The organism is Psychrobacter sp. H27 (genome assembly GCF_059072655.1).
Window position 1 is genome coordinate 715097 of record NZ_JCACRX010000001.1, and the last position, 16340, is coordinate 731436.

The 16340-nt window shown below is 46.5% G+C and carries 12 protein-coding genes; 1 reads left to right on the forward strand and 11 read right to left on the reverse strand.

Going from position 1 to position 16340, the window contains the following annotated elements; genetic code table 11:
• Window positions 1–112 precede the first annotated feature (112 nt).
• The 8 genes from AC5JPY_RS02740 to speB all read right to left on the reverse strand — a co-directional run bounded on the left by AC5JPY_RS02740 (window position 113) and on the right by speB (window position 10889).
• On the reverse strand, window positions 113–1624 hold the full coding sequence (locus AC5JPY_RS02740) for an aldehyde dehydrogenase family protein (RefSeq protein ID WP_493852030.1): 1512 nt from the start codon (window positions 1622–1624) through the stop codon (window positions 113–115).
• 152 nt (window positions 1625–1776) lie between these two features.
• A complete protein-coding gene (locus AC5JPY_RS02745; protein ID WP_443526374.1) occupies window positions 1777–3183 on the reverse strand; it encodes a YjiH family protein in 1407 nt (468 codons plus the stop codon).
• A complete protein-coding gene (dld, locus tag AC5JPY_RS02750) occupies window positions 3167–4957 on the reverse strand; it encodes a D-lactate dehydrogenase (RefSeq protein WP_493852031.1) in 1791 nt (596 codons plus the stop codon). The genes AC5JPY_RS02745 and dld overlap by 17 nt, the downstream gene beginning before the upstream one ends.
• Window positions 4958–5016: 59 nt before the next feature.
• A complete protein-coding gene (locus AC5JPY_RS02755) occupies window positions 5017–6753 on the reverse strand; it encodes a 5-guanidino-2-oxopentanoate decarboxylase (RefSeq protein ID WP_493852032.1) in 1737 nt (578 codons plus the stop codon).
• Window positions 6754–6893: 140 nt separating this feature from the next.
• A complete protein-coding gene (locus AC5JPY_RS02760; protein WP_493852033.1) occupies window positions 6894–7637 on the reverse strand; it encodes an MBL fold metallo-hydrolase in 744 nt (247 codons plus the stop codon).
• Window positions 7634–8446 carry a carbon-nitrogen hydrolase family protein gene (locus AC5JPY_RS02765; protein WP_493852034.1) on the reverse strand — a complete coding sequence of 271 codons (813 nt, stop codon included), beginning with the start codon at window positions 8444–8446 and terminating at the stop codon, window positions 7634–7636. Before AC5JPY_RS02765 ends, AC5JPY_RS02760 begins: the two co-directional genes overlap by 4 nt.
• Entirely contained in the window at window positions 8443–9789 is a 1347-nt protein-coding gene (locus AC5JPY_RS02770) for a purine-cytosine permease family protein (RefSeq protein ID WP_493852035.1), read from the reverse strand. Before AC5JPY_RS02770 ends, AC5JPY_RS02765 begins: the two co-directional genes overlap by 4 nt.
• Window positions 9790–9920: 131 nt before the next feature.
• Window positions 9921–10889, reverse strand: a complete 969-nt coding sequence (speB, locus tag AC5JPY_RS02775) for an agmatinase (RefSeq protein ID WP_493852036.1) — start codon at window positions 10887–10889, stop codon at window positions 9921–9923.
• Between the two features lie 250 nt (window positions 10890–11139).
• Between speB and AC5JPY_RS02780 the strand changes: the two genes are divergently transcribed.
• Window positions 11140–12042, forward strand: a complete 903-nt coding sequence (locus tag AC5JPY_RS02780) for a LysR family transcriptional regulator (RefSeq protein WP_319052155.1) — start codon at window positions 11140–11142, stop codon at window positions 12040–12042.
• A gap of 14 nt (window positions 12043–12056) precedes the next feature.
• Here the strand turns inward: AC5JPY_RS02780 and AC5JPY_RS02785 are convergent, their stop codons facing one another.
• From AC5JPY_RS02785 to AC5JPY_RS02795, 3 genes are all read right to left on the reverse strand, one after another.
• Complete coding sequence (locus tag AC5JPY_RS02785; protein ID WP_493852037.1) at window positions 12057–13850, reverse strand: potassium/proton antiporter; 1794 nt, start codon at window positions 13848–13850, stop codon at window positions 12057–12059.
• Window positions 13851–14054: 204 nt separating this feature from the next.
• Window positions 14055–14390: a GlpM family protein gene (locus tag AC5JPY_RS02790; protein ID WP_319052153.1), complete on the reverse strand. Its 336-nt coding sequence runs from the start codon at window positions 14388–14390 to the stop codon at window positions 14055–14057.
• Window positions 14391–14580: 190 nt separating this feature from the next.
• Window positions 14581–16251, reverse strand: a complete 1671-nt coding sequence (locus AC5JPY_RS02795; RefSeq protein WP_493842966.1) for an alpha-keto acid decarboxylase family protein — start codon at window positions 16249–16251, stop codon at window positions 14581–14583.
• Window positions 16252–16340 lie beyond the last annotated feature (89 nt).

The following is a 16340-nucleotide window of genomic DNA, read 5'->3' on the forward strand; positions in this document are numbered from 1 at the left end:
ATTAGTCAATAGAACATAAGATGCTAATGCCCCTAGCTATCAATCACCATATAGCTAGGGGCACGGCTCTAAAGTATCTTATAGAAGCATAAGCAATCTAATCAGTGAGCATTCATTGTGTCAGCAGTACGTGCTTGCTCTTTTGGTAAGCAGATAAACCATCGCCGCCCAGCTCGCGGCCGATACCGCTTTGCTTAAATCCGCCCCAGCCCGCTTCTGGCAACACGATTTGCTGCTCATTAATCCAAAAGTGACCTGCTTGGATTTGTAGTGCCATTTCTAGCGCTACAGTCTCATCGGCACTCACGATAGTCGCTGCCAAGGCAAATTTGCTATCATTGGCTAAGCGAATGGCTTCTGACGCTTCGGTAAAAATTGTACTGACCAATACAGGACCAAACACTTCCTCTATCCATAACTGACTGGTCGTTGGCACGTCTGTATAGATGGTTGGCGTCGCAAAATATCCTGCGCTATCCATGATCTTGCCACCCGTTAAGCACGTGAGCTGCTCGGTCGTGGCAATATCAACGTATTTTTTGACTTGGTCTAGTTGCTGCTTGCTTACCAGTGGACCCATTTGCGTATCGGTATCAAAACCGTCACCGATTTGTAGATTTGTCGTTTTTACTTTTAAGGTCTCAAATAGCGACTTGGCTATACTTTGGTGAACGATCAGGCGTGAAGTTGCTGAACATATTTGACCCGCGTTAGTAAATATACCGCCAATAATCAAATCACAAGCGTGATCAATGTCAGCATCTGCGCATACCACGATGGCAGATTTTCCGCCCAGCTCTAGGCTGATGTCTTTGACGTTTTTGGCTGCTTGATTCATGACCTTTTCGCCCACCGCATTACTGCCGGTAAACGAGACTTTATCAATCCGTGGATGACTGCTCATAGCAGCGCCCACTTCAGCTGCTCCTGGTAAGATATTTACCACACCTTTGGGCAATCCTATCTGGGATAAGATGTTGCCTAACATCAGCTCTGGCAACAGTGTCACCTCAGACGGCTTTAATAATACCGTACAGCCCGCTGCTAGCGCCGGTGCTAGCTTCCAAGCTGTCGTCACCATCGGGAAGTTCCAGGGGGTAATCAGCGCACAAATACCCACAGGCGCGTACGTCTTTAGCAGCCTGATGCCCGACTCGATCGTGGATACCTCAGACCATGTGGCCTGATCGGTGATGAGATCGGCATAATAGCGATAGCAAGCAATCGCATCACCAACATCTATCTTGGCCTCCTCAATTGGCTTGCCGTTGTTTAGCACCGATAGCCCAACCAATTTATCAAACTGCTGCTCCATAGACGCTGCAATCGCGCTTAGATAACGGGCGCGTACGCTCACATCACTCTGCGACCAGCTAGTATAAGCTGCAGCAGCGGCACTGACTGCTGCATCGACATGAGCGCTAGTACATAAGCGTGTCGTTGCAATTATTTCGCCTGAGTTGGGGTCATATAGGGCATGGCTATTTTTATTATCAGAATCGGTAGTGAGGCTGTCAATAGCGATCCAGTCGCCATTAATATAAGCGGCATTTAATACCACTTCTTCTTGGGCGACCTGTTGGGCCTTTTGTCTGGTTAGGTATGTAGCGTTTGCTGTATTCATGAGTATTCTTACCTCTTATTTTTCACGGTGTTTACTTTACTGATGATGGTTATAGGCATCCTATAACTAATGGCGACCTACACACTTATATCAAAATAGCAGGACCACCAGTTGCCGTATCGTTTAGCCAAACCTCATCGTAACGTATCTGTCTAATACAATAGATGCGCCACTGAGGTAATCACTACCAAGCTAATAAGCGTACGCAGCATAAAAATAAAAAACAGCTCTAATACGTTGAGTTTGATATTTGATTTTAAGATAAGCGCACCGACTTCAGACATGTAGATAATCTGAGTGATTGAGGCCGCACCAACGATAAATCTTGTCATCTCACTCTCAATACTCTTGCCAACCAGTGCTGGCAAGTACATATCTGCAAAGCCCATAATCATAGCTGGCGCGGCTTTTGCGGCCTCCGGAATCTGCAACCATTCAAGCAATGGCACAAGTGGGGTCGCAAGCCAATTAAAGACAGGCGTGTACTCTGCTAATCCAAGACCAATGGTGCCGATAGCAAAAATAACAGGAATCAGTCCAAAGTAGATATCGAACAAGTTACCAACGCTGCGTTTGAACACATAACCCAAGCTCGGCATAGAGTGTGCACGCGTGACGGCGCGATTGATCGCCCACTGATAAGTGGTGTACTGTGCAGGAATACCTTCGTCCAGCATGCTTTTGCCAGCATGATAGGTATCGGGTTTTAGTGATAGTGGCGGTATACGCGGCATAATGATTGCAGCGATAAAACCAGTCAGCGCAATGGTTAGATAAAAGTAGACAAAGTTATTGTCCACGCCGATGGTTTTGGCAACAACATAGGTAAAGGCGATAGAGGTCACTGAAAAGGTAGTGGCGATGATGGCTGCTTCACGCTGACTATAAAAGCTCTTATCATACTGCTGCATGGTGACCAGCAAACCAATAGACGCCGCTCCAAACCAAGAAGACATGGCATCGACAGCTGAGCGACCCGGCAATTTAAACAGCTTTATAAAAATCTTACTGGCTAAGGTGCCCAAAAACTCCATCAAACCAAAGTCAGTCAAAAATGGCAGTGATAAAATGGCAAAGAAAAACAACGGAATGAGGATAGGAATCAAATCTTCAAAAATGACGCCGCCGGTATTACGATTGATAATAAATTCAGGACCGATCTGTAGATAAATCATCCACACAAATAGCATACCCAAAAATCGGGTGGTCAGCCAAAACCAATCAACATCAAAAAGATTTTTTATCAGTGAGTCTTCAGGCAGATTGGGTTTTAGCACCTTGACTGCCAGCGCGCCCAGCGCAGAAATGGTCACAATTGCCATGGCAATATAAACCACAAACCCGCCTAATACTGCTTGCAACGTATCGGTTAACACGCCCAATAAAATCGTGACCTTACCATCCCACTCAAACGGTATGATAAATAGGGCAATACCCAATGCTGAGAACAATAGAAATTTCCACATTGCTGCGCGCCACTGCCCTGCCTGCGGCGTTTCTGGGTCGACAGTATTGTTCCCTAAAATCGGCTGCTGCGATTTATCAATAGCATTCGTCATTTAACTTCTCCTTAATGGGCGATGATCGCCAGTTTTTCCATTTTTCTGTCTGACCGATACCTGGATTTAACGAGTTGGTTGGATCCAGTTTTTTATAAAATTGCTTTAATTCAGACTTTGCGGGATACATGTGCCCGACATTATGTTCAGCAGGATATTCAATATGACGCTGGTCATAAAATGCTAAGAGCTCTTCCTTGAACTGCTTGGCATTAGTAGTTGGGTGTAACAAGTAATCTTGATGCAGGACATGACAAAAAAAATGTCCCAGATAAAAGGTTTTGCTGACTTGTTTTTGTAAGTATTCAGGTAGAGTCTCGTCCCAATCTACAGCATTTCTAGGTAAGGCAATGTCGGTCGATAACAGCTCGCCAAATTCGTTTTGATTTAAATTGTGATAACGGAACATAGCAGCCGTGGCGGCGCTGCGAAAAACCAATAGCGCTTGTGATTCAGTTTCTGTACACGTATGTACTGTGCCTTGATACTGCTGCATGTGGTGTTGCAAAAACGCTTGTGCAGTGGCAATGTTATTGTCATTATTTTTGCTACGGTTACTATCGATGCCATTTGCCACCTTAATAATCAAATGGTACTGATATGAGCGCGCTTGTGTGCTCAACGAGGCAGGTAATGATGGCGGCATAACCCTAGAGGTCAGTTGCAGTACCCGATCAGGCAACGTCTTTGGCAGATGCCACTTGTCCAGATAATAGCCAATAGTTGCTTGCAGTCGATACAGCGACCCTATCTTGCTAGTAGGTAGTTTGCGCATACTTAGACAAGTGTCACGACCATAATCTAGCGTAATATCGTTGTAGTCTTTATGCATATATTCCGCCAAGACAGGCAGAGCCAGCTCGCTTTTTAACCACTGCTGCCTGAGTGCCGTCAAAGTATCTGCATCATCGGACGAAATATAAAAGGTTTGCTCTTGCTTGGGTTTGGCAAATGTCGCCACTCTAACCGCAAATATAATAACCTTGCCCGCTGAACCAGATGCTTCATATAGACCGCTCGCATCATTATTAAATCTAGCTGGCGTATTCGCGTCGCAATCACGCACTTTATGTTGATAGTGCTGGTTGCAGGCTTTACCGCTCGTACTATCTGACTGTTTTTGAAACCTGCCTGTTTGCAGGTTCTCAAGTATCTCTTCTGGATGCGTGCCCAGATCCAGCCCTAAATGATTGATCAGCTCAAATACTCCTGAAGCACTGCGTCTGGCAAATAACGCCATCTCAGTATAGGCAGGGCCACGCTGTACCAGCATACCGCCTGAGCTATTGCAGATACCGCCTATCACTGACGCCCCAACACAGCTAGAGCCCAGTACAGAATGTGGCTCACGCCCTAATGGCGCAAGCGTGGTCTCTAACTGCTGCAAAGTAGCGGCTGGCAAAGCAACCAACTCTGCTGCATCATTGAGCAAGTGCACGCCGCCCAATAACCGCATAGATATCACGACTAGTGGTCGATCATACTCTCCATTTGGGGTTGAGCCACCTGTCAATCCTGTATTGGCCGCTTGCGCGATAACAACAATGTCAGCCGCGGCACAGATATTAATAGCGCGCCATAGTGCCACAAGTGAGGGCGGTGTCACAACAGCCACGGTAGCATCCGTCACCGCCTCAATCGCCCCTTGCACATAGGGCTGCTGCTGGCTGCGGCTGGTCAACACATTGCTCACGCCAACCACAGCCGTCAATTCTGCTAACAAGCGCGGTATTCGCTTCTGTCTATTTTCCGACAAGTTGTTGGCATTTGGCATTATTGACGTACTTCCTTGAACAATCAGTTTTATTATTAGTAGCGCTAATATTGATAGCGTTAGCTAAAATAAGTGACAGTTTTCCCCATTTCTTTTAAAAACTCATCCGCTTCATCAATCTCATAGATGATTGGCTGCTTGCCTTTGATGTCTGATTGCAACGACTCTAACAGCTGTTGCTTATCGGTAATTCTGCGATAACCAGCGCCAAACCCTGCAGCTAATGGCTCAAAGTTTGGTGTTTTGATATTGACACCGATCAGTGGTAGACCACCCTCTTCCATATAACGACGAATCTCACCATAGCCTTGGTTGTTCCACAGCAGGACAATCAATGGCAGTTCAAGCTCGGCGGCACAAATAAGTTCCGCAATGGTAAATTGAATACCACCATCTCCGATTAAGCTGACAACTGGTAGGTTTGAACCAACCATAGCCCCGATCGCAGCGGGCAAACCATAACCTAGCGTGCCAAAACCCGTTGAGGAGTTAAACCATTTGCGCGGTGCCAATGCTTCAAAACCAAGGTTGCCGCTATAGACAGGCTGGGTTGAGTCGCCCACAAAAATCACGCCCTCTACCTCATCCCGAATCAGTTTTAGCAAGGCATTTTGACCGGCAAAGTCTGGGGTTGTCTCTTCTATGAGCGCTTGTTTTGCAGCATTCACTCGTGACAATGCCTGATGGTCAAATACCTGCCCGTTTGATATCCGAGTTTCTAAACGATTGCATAGACCACTGACAGCCATCTGTGCGTCAGACAATACCGCGATATCCGCTATAAACGGACGCTGCAATTGCTCAGCATCGCAGTCGATACGCACTAGTGTGCCATTGATTTTGAACTCACCATTAAAGAACACATCGTAATCGGTTTCACCAAGCTCCGTACCAATGGCGAGCACCCAATCTGCCTCTGTAATCACCGCTCGACCCGCGTCTAATGACTGGTTACTGCCTAGACTTAACGGATGGCTAGGTGGCAGTAATCCTTTAGCATTGATGGTCAAAAACGTAGGCACATCGATCAGCTCTGCCAGTTGTTGCGCATCGTGATCGACATCGACGCAGCCACCGCCGTAAAGCAGCACTGGGTTTTTTGCGGTTTTTAATGACTCGATAATCAGATCCAATTGCGCAGGGTTTGGCAGTGGTCTTGTCACTTGTGGCTGGGTAAAGCTGTTCTTGTCAGCTTGGCTATTAGCTACACCCTTTATACTAGGCGGCTTGGCAACATGGCTGGCATCAGCGGTAATAACATCAATAGGCAGCTGAATATGGACTGGTCCTGGACGTGCGCCATTAAATAACGCAAAAGCTTCGGCGATAACTTTGGGTAATGACTCAGGCTGCCAGATGGTTTTGCTCGTGAGCGCCACCTTACTGACCATGCCCTGCTGATCGTGCAACTCATGCAAGTGCCCCTCCCCGCTTCCCGTGTCTTTGATTTTATTGACACTAGAGATCACCAGCATCGGTATAGAGTCAGCCAATGCCTGCGCCATCGCCGTCATGATGTTGGTCATGCCAGGACCCGTGATGATGAAGCACACACCGATCTTGCCAGAAGCACGGTAATAACCATCAGCCATAAACCCAGCGCCTTGCTCGTGACGCGGGGTCACATGACGAATATTGGTATTAGGTAGACCGCGATACAGCTCTACTGTGTGTACCCCCGGTATGCCAAAGACGGTCTCTACTCCATAGTATTCTAGCCACTGGACGAGCAACTCGCCGCAGGTTAGAGGCTGGGTGTCAAATGCTGAAAGAGATGTTTGTGTCAATTGGGTCATGAGTCAGTCATCCTAAAAATTTAATAAGTATTAAGTTAGATGTTTTATTTGAAATAGCTTTTTATTTAGCGTCGTTATTTTTTTAGTAGCTATTTATTTTGAATAGCAATTTGTTTTAGATTCTAGCTAAATGCAATAAATCACAAATCATGATGGCGTAACCAGTCATCAATCATCACATGCAAACGCTTGCCTGAAAAACTGGGAAAGTGACCGCCATGGACGACTCGTACAGGCAGCGCATTGAGACGGCGCATGCTTTTGGCATAGTCAGCCATGTCGCTGTGCCATGTATCTTCTATCAATGGACCGTCATAGATAAGATCGCCAGAAATGAGCGTTTTGCTGGCCGCTTCCCATAAAGCAATGCCACCTGGTGAATGACCCGGCGTATGAATCACCTCAAACTGCCGATTACCCAGATCGATCATATCGCCATCTTCTAATGTCATAATTTTGGCAGGTGCAGCAATTTTGTAGCCGCAATGAGCGTAAGGCTCGGGCGGTAGCGCATCAAACATCTCGTCATTGACAAACATATCTGCCAACGTACGGGCATTGTCTGGCTCAGCGAGAATATGCGCTTCAGCAGAATGCACGTGACAGCAGTCAAACTCGCTGGCAGCACCAATGTGATCAAAATGCGTATGACTGGCAACGCCCACGATATCGCGATCCGTGAGTAAAGCGACATGACGACGCAGCGGTACTGCCCCTAATCCGAAATCGACTAATAAATCGCGCTGACTCCCGCGCACGTGCCACAGATTGCAGCGAAAAAACGGCTTAATCCACGGCTCATCGATGAGCGTAATACCATCGCTATGCGCGGTGGTGCGATACCAGTTCTCTGGATTGATACGCGCTAGTGATTGTTCACTCATAAGTTAGCTCCATTAGAGATATCCAAGCGGCTGAGATTTAAGTCACTGGTATTTAAGTCACTAAGATAATCTTGGTGCGTACGGCTTTCATCAATACGGGCAAGATCGATATCAACGATCATCGTGCCAGCCGCTAAGCCAAGTCTGCCGAGCACCTCACCATCTGGACCAGCGACGATGCTATTGCCACAGTACTGAAGATTACCTTCCTCACCCGAGCGGTTGATACAAGCGACAAAGCATTGATTGTCCATGGCACGAGCGCGTATTTGGAGCACCTGACGCTTTGCATTTGGCAGCATATTGGCCGTCGGTGACAGGATAATTTGTGCCCCTGCTTGTGCCAACTCTCTTGCCACTTCTGGGAATTCGTTGTCATAACAAATCATCAAACCCAATTTACCAAATCGCGTATCGACGACGCAGGACTTTTTGCCTGCTGTAAAAAACTGGTGTTCGCGATCCCACAAATAGCGCTTATCATAAGTCGCAAGATGCTTGCCGTTATCATCTATCAAGATGGCAACATTACTCAGCTCGCTATTAGGTCGGCGCTCAGCAAGCCCAAATAACACATGCAATTGGTATTTATTAGCAAGTCTCGCCACCTCAGTGACAATGGGGCCATCGATCGCTTCCGCTAAATCATCAAGGCGCTCAAAGATGTTGTAGCCTGTAAATGCAAGCTCTGGTAGTGCGATCAGATTGACTTTTGCCTCCACAGCAAGGCGGCAAAGCGACTCTAGTGCGTCTAGGTTGGCGACTGGTTCAGCCCATAAAGGATTGGTTTGAGCCATCATCAGTTTCATAATGCGCCCTCCTCTTGAGCTGCAGTGACAGCATCACTCTGACGGGTAAACAACGTCGCACCTAACCAGTAGAGACCACCTGTAATGATAAAGACAGGTAATGATGCACCAAATGACGGCGGCGCAATCAATGTCCAGTAAGCTGCTAAAGCCGCACCAATCACGTAAGCTGCAATCGCAATCTTTGCAGTAGGACGTCCCAATTGATGTGTGGCGTCAAGTAGCTTTGCCGTATAGCCTTCTTTACTAACAAGGTAATAATCGACAATCATGACTGAAAATGCGGGGATAAATAGCGCGCCTACGATCAGCAGGAAGTTTTGGAATTGATCCAAAATACCCGGAATTAGCGCGCCAAAAATAGTGACCAAGCCAATGATAAGGGCAGGCTTCCAAAAGCTCATATTAGGTTTAATGTTCATACAAGAAAGCGTTGCGCTATAGACTGCCATGACATTGGTGGTCATGACCGAGAAGAAAATAACCAAGGCGGCTGGCAGGCCAAAACCAAAGTCAGCAAGCAAGCGCGTCGGATCATAAGTCTGCTCCATGCCATACATGATAGAGAGACCTGAGATGGTCGCGCCCAACCCCATGGCAACGATGGCTGCCACAATATAGCCAAAATACGTACCCCATATGGCAACTTTTGGGGATTTACAATTGCGATTATAATCGGCGGCAGACGACATCCACGAAAATGCTGTGGCGATGACAATATCAAAGGCAATACCTAAGGTAATACCATTACGCGACTCAACAGGCATCTCAAACAGTCTTGAGACATCGTAATGTTGATTTAGCTGATAAAGCACTATAACGGTAAGCGCAGCCATTGCCAATGCAGCCCAGCGTTCAACCAGCTCGATGCCAAGGTGACCACGTAGCACGATGAGCACTACGACGGTCTCGCATAAAATAACAAACAGTGGCAGATTGCTATAACCTGTAGTGGCTTCGATTGCGTAGTCCAGACTCATACCAGCCAGCAACGCTTGAATACAACTCCACGCAATCAGTACCCCCATATTCACTAACGAGATCAACTGACTACCAACAGGACCATAAGCACGGCGCGTCAGTGCCATCGAAGGCAGTCCGGTACGCTGACCCATCAAACCCACCAATAGCAGCGGGATCGCCCCAATCAATGAACCAATGAGCACGGTAGTGATAGCCGTACTAAACCGTAGGTCAGGTACGAGTAGCATGCCCGTCAAAATAGTCGTCACCACAATATTGGCGCCAAACCATAACGCAAACGTACCAATCGAGCCTAAACTGTGTCCAGCCTCATTTGGAGAGAGCGTGTCTTGACCAAAAAACGAAGAGGATTTACTCATTGGGGTCTTCCTTAACCAAATTGCATTCATACCAGCTGCTCAAAAACGCTGATAACCATGTCCTTGTCTACTCACATACCCTATTCGGATAGCTGTCCTATGTGCTAACTCTAGCCAATAAGCGTCTGCTTTTAGTAGACGGCTTTTACCTTATCGTCATAGCGTACGCCTGGTAAGATACATAGCATCTCAAACAGTAAGTTCGCAGCCAGTACAGAGGTGTTGCCAAATGGATCATACGGTGGTGATACTTCGACCAAGTCGCCACCGACCACATCAAGACCGCGCATGCCGCGAATGATTTCGATGCCTTGCGTGGAGGTCAAACCACCGATCTCAGCCGTGCCCGTACCCGGCGCAAACGCAGGGTCAATACCATCAATATCAAAACTTAAATAAACAGGACCATCGCCGAGATTTTCGCGTACTTCTGCCATGAGTGGCGCAAGCGACTTATACCAGCACTCTTCAGCAGGCACGACGCGAAATCCTTGCTGGGTTGACCAGTCAAACTCTTCGGCGCTATAACCTGTACCGCGCAAGCCAATTTGTACCACACGGTTGCCATCGATGAGGTTCTCTTCGACAGCGCGGCGGAACGGTGTGCCATGAGCGATTTTTTCGCCAAACATGTCGTCGTTGATATCAGCATGAGCATCGATATGCACCATACCGACAGGGCCGTGTTTTTTGGCAAGTGCACGCAAGATAGGTAGTGCAATGGTATGATCGCCGCCCAGCGTGAGCGGAATGGCACCATGCTTAACGATTTTTTCTGAATAGAATTTTTCGATGATATCAACGCTTTTTAGCAGGTTGAATGTATTGATAGGCACATCGCCGATATCAGCCACTTGTAGTGACTCGAAGGGAGCCGCACGCGTGGCGACGTTATAAGGGCGAATCATTCTTGACTCATCACGAATCTGTCTAGGACCCAATCTAGCACCGCTACGGTTCGAGGCGCCAATATCTAGAGGCACACCAACGAATGCCACATCTAACCCTTCGGCATCAGCCTGAGTTGGCAGACGCATCATAGAAGCGAAACCGCCAAATCTTGGCATGTCGTTACCGCTTAATGGTTGATTGAATGTCATAAGTTACTTCCTTGTCTGTTTTGTTTATATACACAATTTGCTACATACGATTGACAATACATAAATATAAGGGAAGGAACCATGGTAAAATTTAGAAGTAAACTTTTGGTTTTTCGTAGTAAAGTGTCTTTATCGGTTATTAACAGAAGTGTAGAAGCGATAATACTGATCAGATACCAGCGGCTAAAAAGATACATCGTCGAGGCAGGACAACGTTAAGACAGTACGTCATTGAAAAAAGGAATCGATTTTGATATTAGATGAGCTGATAAAAATAGACATCAAAACACTACGTAGCTTTATGGCTATCGTGGAGTGCCAAGGCGTGACTGCCGCTCAATCACGTTTGAGTGTCACAACCTCGGTGATCAGTGGTCATCTCACTCATTTAGAAGATCGTTTGGGCATGACATTATGTCACCGTGGTCGAGCAGGGTTTAAGCTAACGGAGGACGGTGCGGCGGTCTATGAGGCATGTTTGGGTTTTACCGAATCAGTCGCAAGTTTTCAGCATCAGCTGCATTACATTAAGCAATTAGATTCAGTACACGGTGGCCATATCAGGCTGTGCTTGATTGATCAGATGCCCAAGTTTTTTTATGACGCGCTTAGACAGCGTCTTGCCAGCAGCTACCGTGATAACCCACTGATTCACTTTTCTATCGACGTACAAAGTCCTGAGAGCATGTTAGAAAAGCTCGTAAGTAACGAGAGCGATATCGGTGTGGGTTATTTTGGCAGCTTTCCACCGTTACTGACATTTCAACCAGCATTTGTTGAAAAGCAAGTGGTCTGCTGCGGACGCGAGCATAGGCTTTTTTATAACTCAGATGATTTGACACTTGAGGATTTAGAGCAAAATTATCCATGGATAAAAAGAGGCTATGTGGTTGAACATCATATTAATCACATCCGACCCAAAACCTTGAGCGCCACCACTTACCATATGGAGGCGACGGCGCAGCTTATCCTTGCAGGCCATCATGTTGGCTACTTACCGCGTGATCTGGCGAGGCGTTACGAAGGTATGGGACTGATGAAAATACTCCTACTCAATGAAGCAAGCTACGACGTCGAGCATCACTGGGCGTACCGGGAAAACCAGCCCAAGCAAGCAGCTGACTTCTTAAACAAGATGATGAACTTGCTATAAAAATAGGATGACTATCACATCTCTGTAGTAGACGGTTGTTGGTGCTTTAGGCCGATACTTCTTAGCTTACCTTTATCACCCACTTCTTTTATGATCAACGACCACTCGTCATTTACCACAATGGTATCGCCTGATACTGGTGCGGTACCTAAGTGTGATGTCACATACTCGGCGACCGTCTGCTCCCACATGTCATCTTGGCTATTGGCATCTGTCTTTTTCAGCTTTTTTACTAGGGTATCGGACGCCATAACTTCTGCAAAAAATGGTAAATCACCGAGCTTAACACTGGGAGATAGTAGCCAATCGCCATAAAAATCATCAATCGCCTTACGATCTAGAGTCGTATCATTGAAAATTTTGGCGATTTTACTCGCATGATTGCCTCTCATGGCATACCAGACGCTATCGCCAAATTTTAGCTTTGTGTTTTCGTCCACCACAACAATTTGCTGTCCCCGCACTAGTGCAAAGATGCTGATCTCATCGGGGTTGATGCTTCTAGATATTCCCATAGGATGACGGCCAATGGCAAATGCGCCTGATTGCGCTTCAAACTCGTATAAAGTAATACTCGCCTTATCTGATACCCAGACCTCGTGTTCTTCTTTGGGATCTTTATTGGTCGGAATACGTACCTTAAACAAATTTGCCATAGTAGGAATGGTCGTGCCTTGTAATATGAGCGACAACACCACAACCCCAAACGCAATATCAAACAGCATAAAGGCATTATCTATACCCGCCATAACAGGCAAAATAGCAAGGGTAATAGGTACCGCACCGCGCAGTCCGACCCAAGAGATAAATCCAATCTCGCGGTCTTTAAACTTGAATGGCTTCACACTCGTATAGACCGCGATAGGACGGGCAACAAATATCATAAAGACCGCTATCGCCACCGAATAATGCCAGACATTAAGGACGTTTGATGGCGTGACCAATAGCCCCAATACCACAAATAGTACCGCTTGTGATAGCCAAGCAAAGCTGTCCATCACGCGCATCACATGCTCGGTTGAGCGTACCTTGTGATTGCCTATTAGCACCCCTGTCAGATACACTGCCAAAAACCCACTACCGCCAATCAAGTTGGTCGCGGCAAACACTGCCAAGCCTGCTGATAGTATCAAAATGGCATACATACCCTCTGCCAGATGTATCTTGGGCAATAGCCGAGATAATAAATAACCAAAGATCAAGCCCATTCCCAAGCCAAAGCCTAACTGCTCCAACAGTAAAACTAAAAAACCAAAAACCGTCTGCCCAGCGGGATCAACGTTCAAGGCAATGAGACCTGTTACCAATAATATAGCCAAGGGATCATTGGCACCAGACTCTAACTCGAGCGTGGCTTGGACACGATCGTTGAGCTTGACGCCGCCGTTACGCAGTAGAGAGAATACCGCTGCCGCATCGGTCGAGCCCACAATCGCCGCCATCAATAGACCAAAACGCCAATCGACATCGAGTAGCCATGTGACAAACACCCCGAGCACCAGCACGGTGATCAGCACGCCCCATGTCGCTAAGGTAATCGCAGGTTTTAGACCGACCCGAAATGATTTAAAGGACGTACGCAAACCACCGTCTAATAGAATACAGGCGAGCGCTGCTTGACCCACAAAGTTGGCAATCCCATATTGAGAAAACTCAATACCCAAGATACCCTGCTCACCTGCCAGCATACCGACGATTAAAAATAGTAATAGCAATGGCACACCTAAGCGTGCCGACAATGTGCTCGCCATGATACTGGCAAAGATTAGCACTGACCCTACAAGGTATAGGATATTTAAGGTATCCATTTTTGAAGCCCTATTTTTATCGTTGTTATATTAGTATGTGGTGCAGCATAATAGTAATCGATTGCCAAAATATTTGCGTTATTCCACTGTGAGCAAACATCACGCCAGATAATTCTAGATCATGAGCCTTCTGCTTGCCTATCTATACTTCCTCTATCTTATCCAGCACCCCTATTCTCACAGAATGCTCTCTATCATAAAACTCTACGTCTGAATATACTGCCATGCTAATACCAAAATTGCCGCTGCAATCAGCCAAGCGACGACGCCTAATAGAAGTGCTTTATACAGTCCGATATAACTGATGCTAAAAAATACGGCAAAGGTATAAATCAGGTGCGGTATGACCCCCAGCATACTAAATATCAACGCGACCTTTAAATCTGCGGGACTACGCTCAGTACCAACAATAAAGTGACTGATCAATGTAAATGTAGGAAACAGTGGCGCAAGTGCTGCCAAATAAAAGAACCGAGTTTGTGCAAATAATTGAATAGCCAGTACCATCAACGCACCAATAAGCATTTTTAACCAAATCACGACGGGGTTATCTCCTATTGAATATAAAGGCCAAACGTAGCCCAATCAGCCATGATACTAGAGTCTACAAATTGACATAAGAGGCATCGCTGATTAATTGACTAGTGTGATAAAAAAATGCAAAAAACCCCATTTAGCCATGTTACTAAATGGGGTTTTCGCTTTTATTAAGTAAGCTTTTACAAGTTACTTAATCCTTCTTTGGTTTTAGTGCGGCGCTAATATCGGCTAGCAATGGCGGAATATCATGCTTATCAGCGATGACTTCTATCATTACGAGCTTATCGGTAGTCGCGGCAGCTTTATTTAAAGCCGCTTTTAGCTCGCCTGCTGTTTCTGCTTTGAGCAATACACTATTCGCTTCAGTGGCGCCAAACGCTTTTGGCATGATCTGCCAATCGCATTTAGGAATATCGTTGTAGTATTGGTTCTCGCCATGGATGGCGCGCTCCACCGTATAACCATCGTTATTGATTAGGACGATTACTGGATTGATACGCTCTTGAATCATAACCGCCAGTTCTTGGATAGTAAGTAGTGCTGAACCATCACCAATCAATAAAACACTGCGCTTATCTGGCGAGGCAACCGCTGCACCTAAGCTGGCTGGCAACGTATAGCCGATCGACCCCCACATTGGCTGCCCATATGACGTCACGCCCTCTGGCAGACGCACATCACTGATACCAAAGTATGCTGTTCCTTGCTCAGAGAACACTAGATTATTACGATCTAAGCAATCAGCAATGATATGCCATAGGTCGTCTTGGCGAATCGCCTCATTATCCCCGCCTTTTTGTTCATGCGGCTTAACTGGCTCACAGAATGGTTTTGGTACGATATTGATGCCAGAGGTCATGACTTCATGCAAGGCCTGTAACGCATCTTGCAAGGCAATCGGTGCAAAGTTCTTTCCACTGATAGAAGCACGCTCATAATGCAAGTCGACTACTATACTCTCGTCAATATCTTGGCTAAATCCTGCGGTAGTGGTGTCCGTATATTGCACCCCTACTTTTATGAGACATTCGCAGTTTTCTACCGCATCTTTGACAATAGGACGTGAGGCAACACCTGCATAAGTCCCAGCCCAGCGATCGCTGTTTTCATCAAGTAAGGTCTTACCCCAAGACAGCGTGGTATAAGGAATATCGGTGTCAGCGATTAACGCTTTGAGCTGTGGTTGTAAGCCCAAACGATGCACCATCAGATCTGCCATTAGTGTGGTGGTCTTATTTGGCAAGAATTCTGTTAGCGCTTGCTTAAAGTCCGATAATGCCGCTTGACTGGTGATATCTTCTTGACTATCGATCAGCTTGGTCGTTGGTGGATAGATAGGCTGACGCGCGACGTCTGGTGAAAGCAGTAGGTAACCTGGACGATGCTTTTTGAGAATCAGTCGAATGACTCTATCAATTTCTGAGGCGGCATTTTCAGGGGTAATCTGCGCTCGTGCTACCGTCACAGGCTCGACCATCTTAATAAAATGATTGAATACGCCATCGCCCAGCGAATGATGAATACGGCGCTTTGAATCTTGCAAAGCGGTGCTTGGTGCCCCTACGATATGCAATACAGGCGCGTACTCGGCAAAAGAACCTGCCGTCGCATTAATAGCGGATAACTCCCCTACGCCAAAAGTCGTCACCATAGCGGCAAACCCACGCTCGCGTGCATAGCCGTCGGCCGCATAGCCTGCATTTAGCTCATTGGTGTTACCTACCCAGCGTAGCTTATCAGAGGCAAGTACATTGTCCAAAAAAGTTAAGTTAAAATCACCTGGTACGCCAAATATCTCAGAAGCACCTGCTTCTGCAACACGATCAAACAAATAATCAGCGATGGTATACTGTTGACTCATTTTTTATCCCTATGACTTATCTTTATAAGTATTGATAACTGTGAATGTAATTAAAGCGAAATTATAAAATGCGTTCCAGCTTATTTATA

Excerpts from the sequence above, each read along its gene's own strand:
- AC5JPY_RS02740 (WP_493852030.1), bottom strand. The coding sequence starts at position 1,624 with ATGAATACAGCAAACGCTACATACCTAACCAGACAAAAGGCCCAACAG.
- AC5JPY_RS02745 (WP_443526374.1), bottom strand. The coding sequence starts at position 3,183 with ATGACGAATGCTATTGATAAATCGCAGCAGCCGATTTTAGGGAACAAT.
- dld (WP_493852031.1), bottom strand. The coding sequence starts at position 4,957 with ATGCCAAATGCCAACAACTTGTCGGAAAATAGACAGAAGCGAATACCG.
- AC5JPY_RS02755 (WP_493852032.1), bottom strand. The coding sequence starts at position 6,753 with ATGACCCAATTGACACAAACATCTCTTTCAGCATTTGACACCCAGCCT.
- AC5JPY_RS02760 (WP_493852033.1), bottom strand. The coding sequence starts at position 7,637 with ATGAGTGAACAATCACTAGCGCGTATCAATCCAGAGAACTGGTATCGC.
- AC5JPY_RS02765 (WP_493852034.1), bottom strand. The coding sequence starts at position 8,446 with ATGAAACTGATGATGGCTCAAACCAATCCTTTATGGGCTGAACCAGTC.
- AC5JPY_RS02770 (WP_493852035.1), bottom strand. The coding sequence starts at position 9,789 with ATGAGTAAATCCTCTTCGTTTTTTGGTCAAGACACGCTCTCTCCAAAT.
- speB (WP_493852036.1), bottom strand. The coding sequence starts at position 10,889 with ATGACATTCAATCAACCATTAAGCGGTAACGACATGCCAAGATTTGGC.
- AC5JPY_RS02785 (WP_493852037.1), bottom strand. The coding sequence starts at position 13,850 with ATGGATACCTTAAATATCCTATACCTTGTAGGGTCAGTGCTAATCTTT.
- AC5JPY_RS02795 (WP_493842966.1), bottom strand. The coding sequence starts at position 16,251 with ATGAGTCAACAGTATACCATCGCTGATTATTTGTTTGATCGTGTTGCA.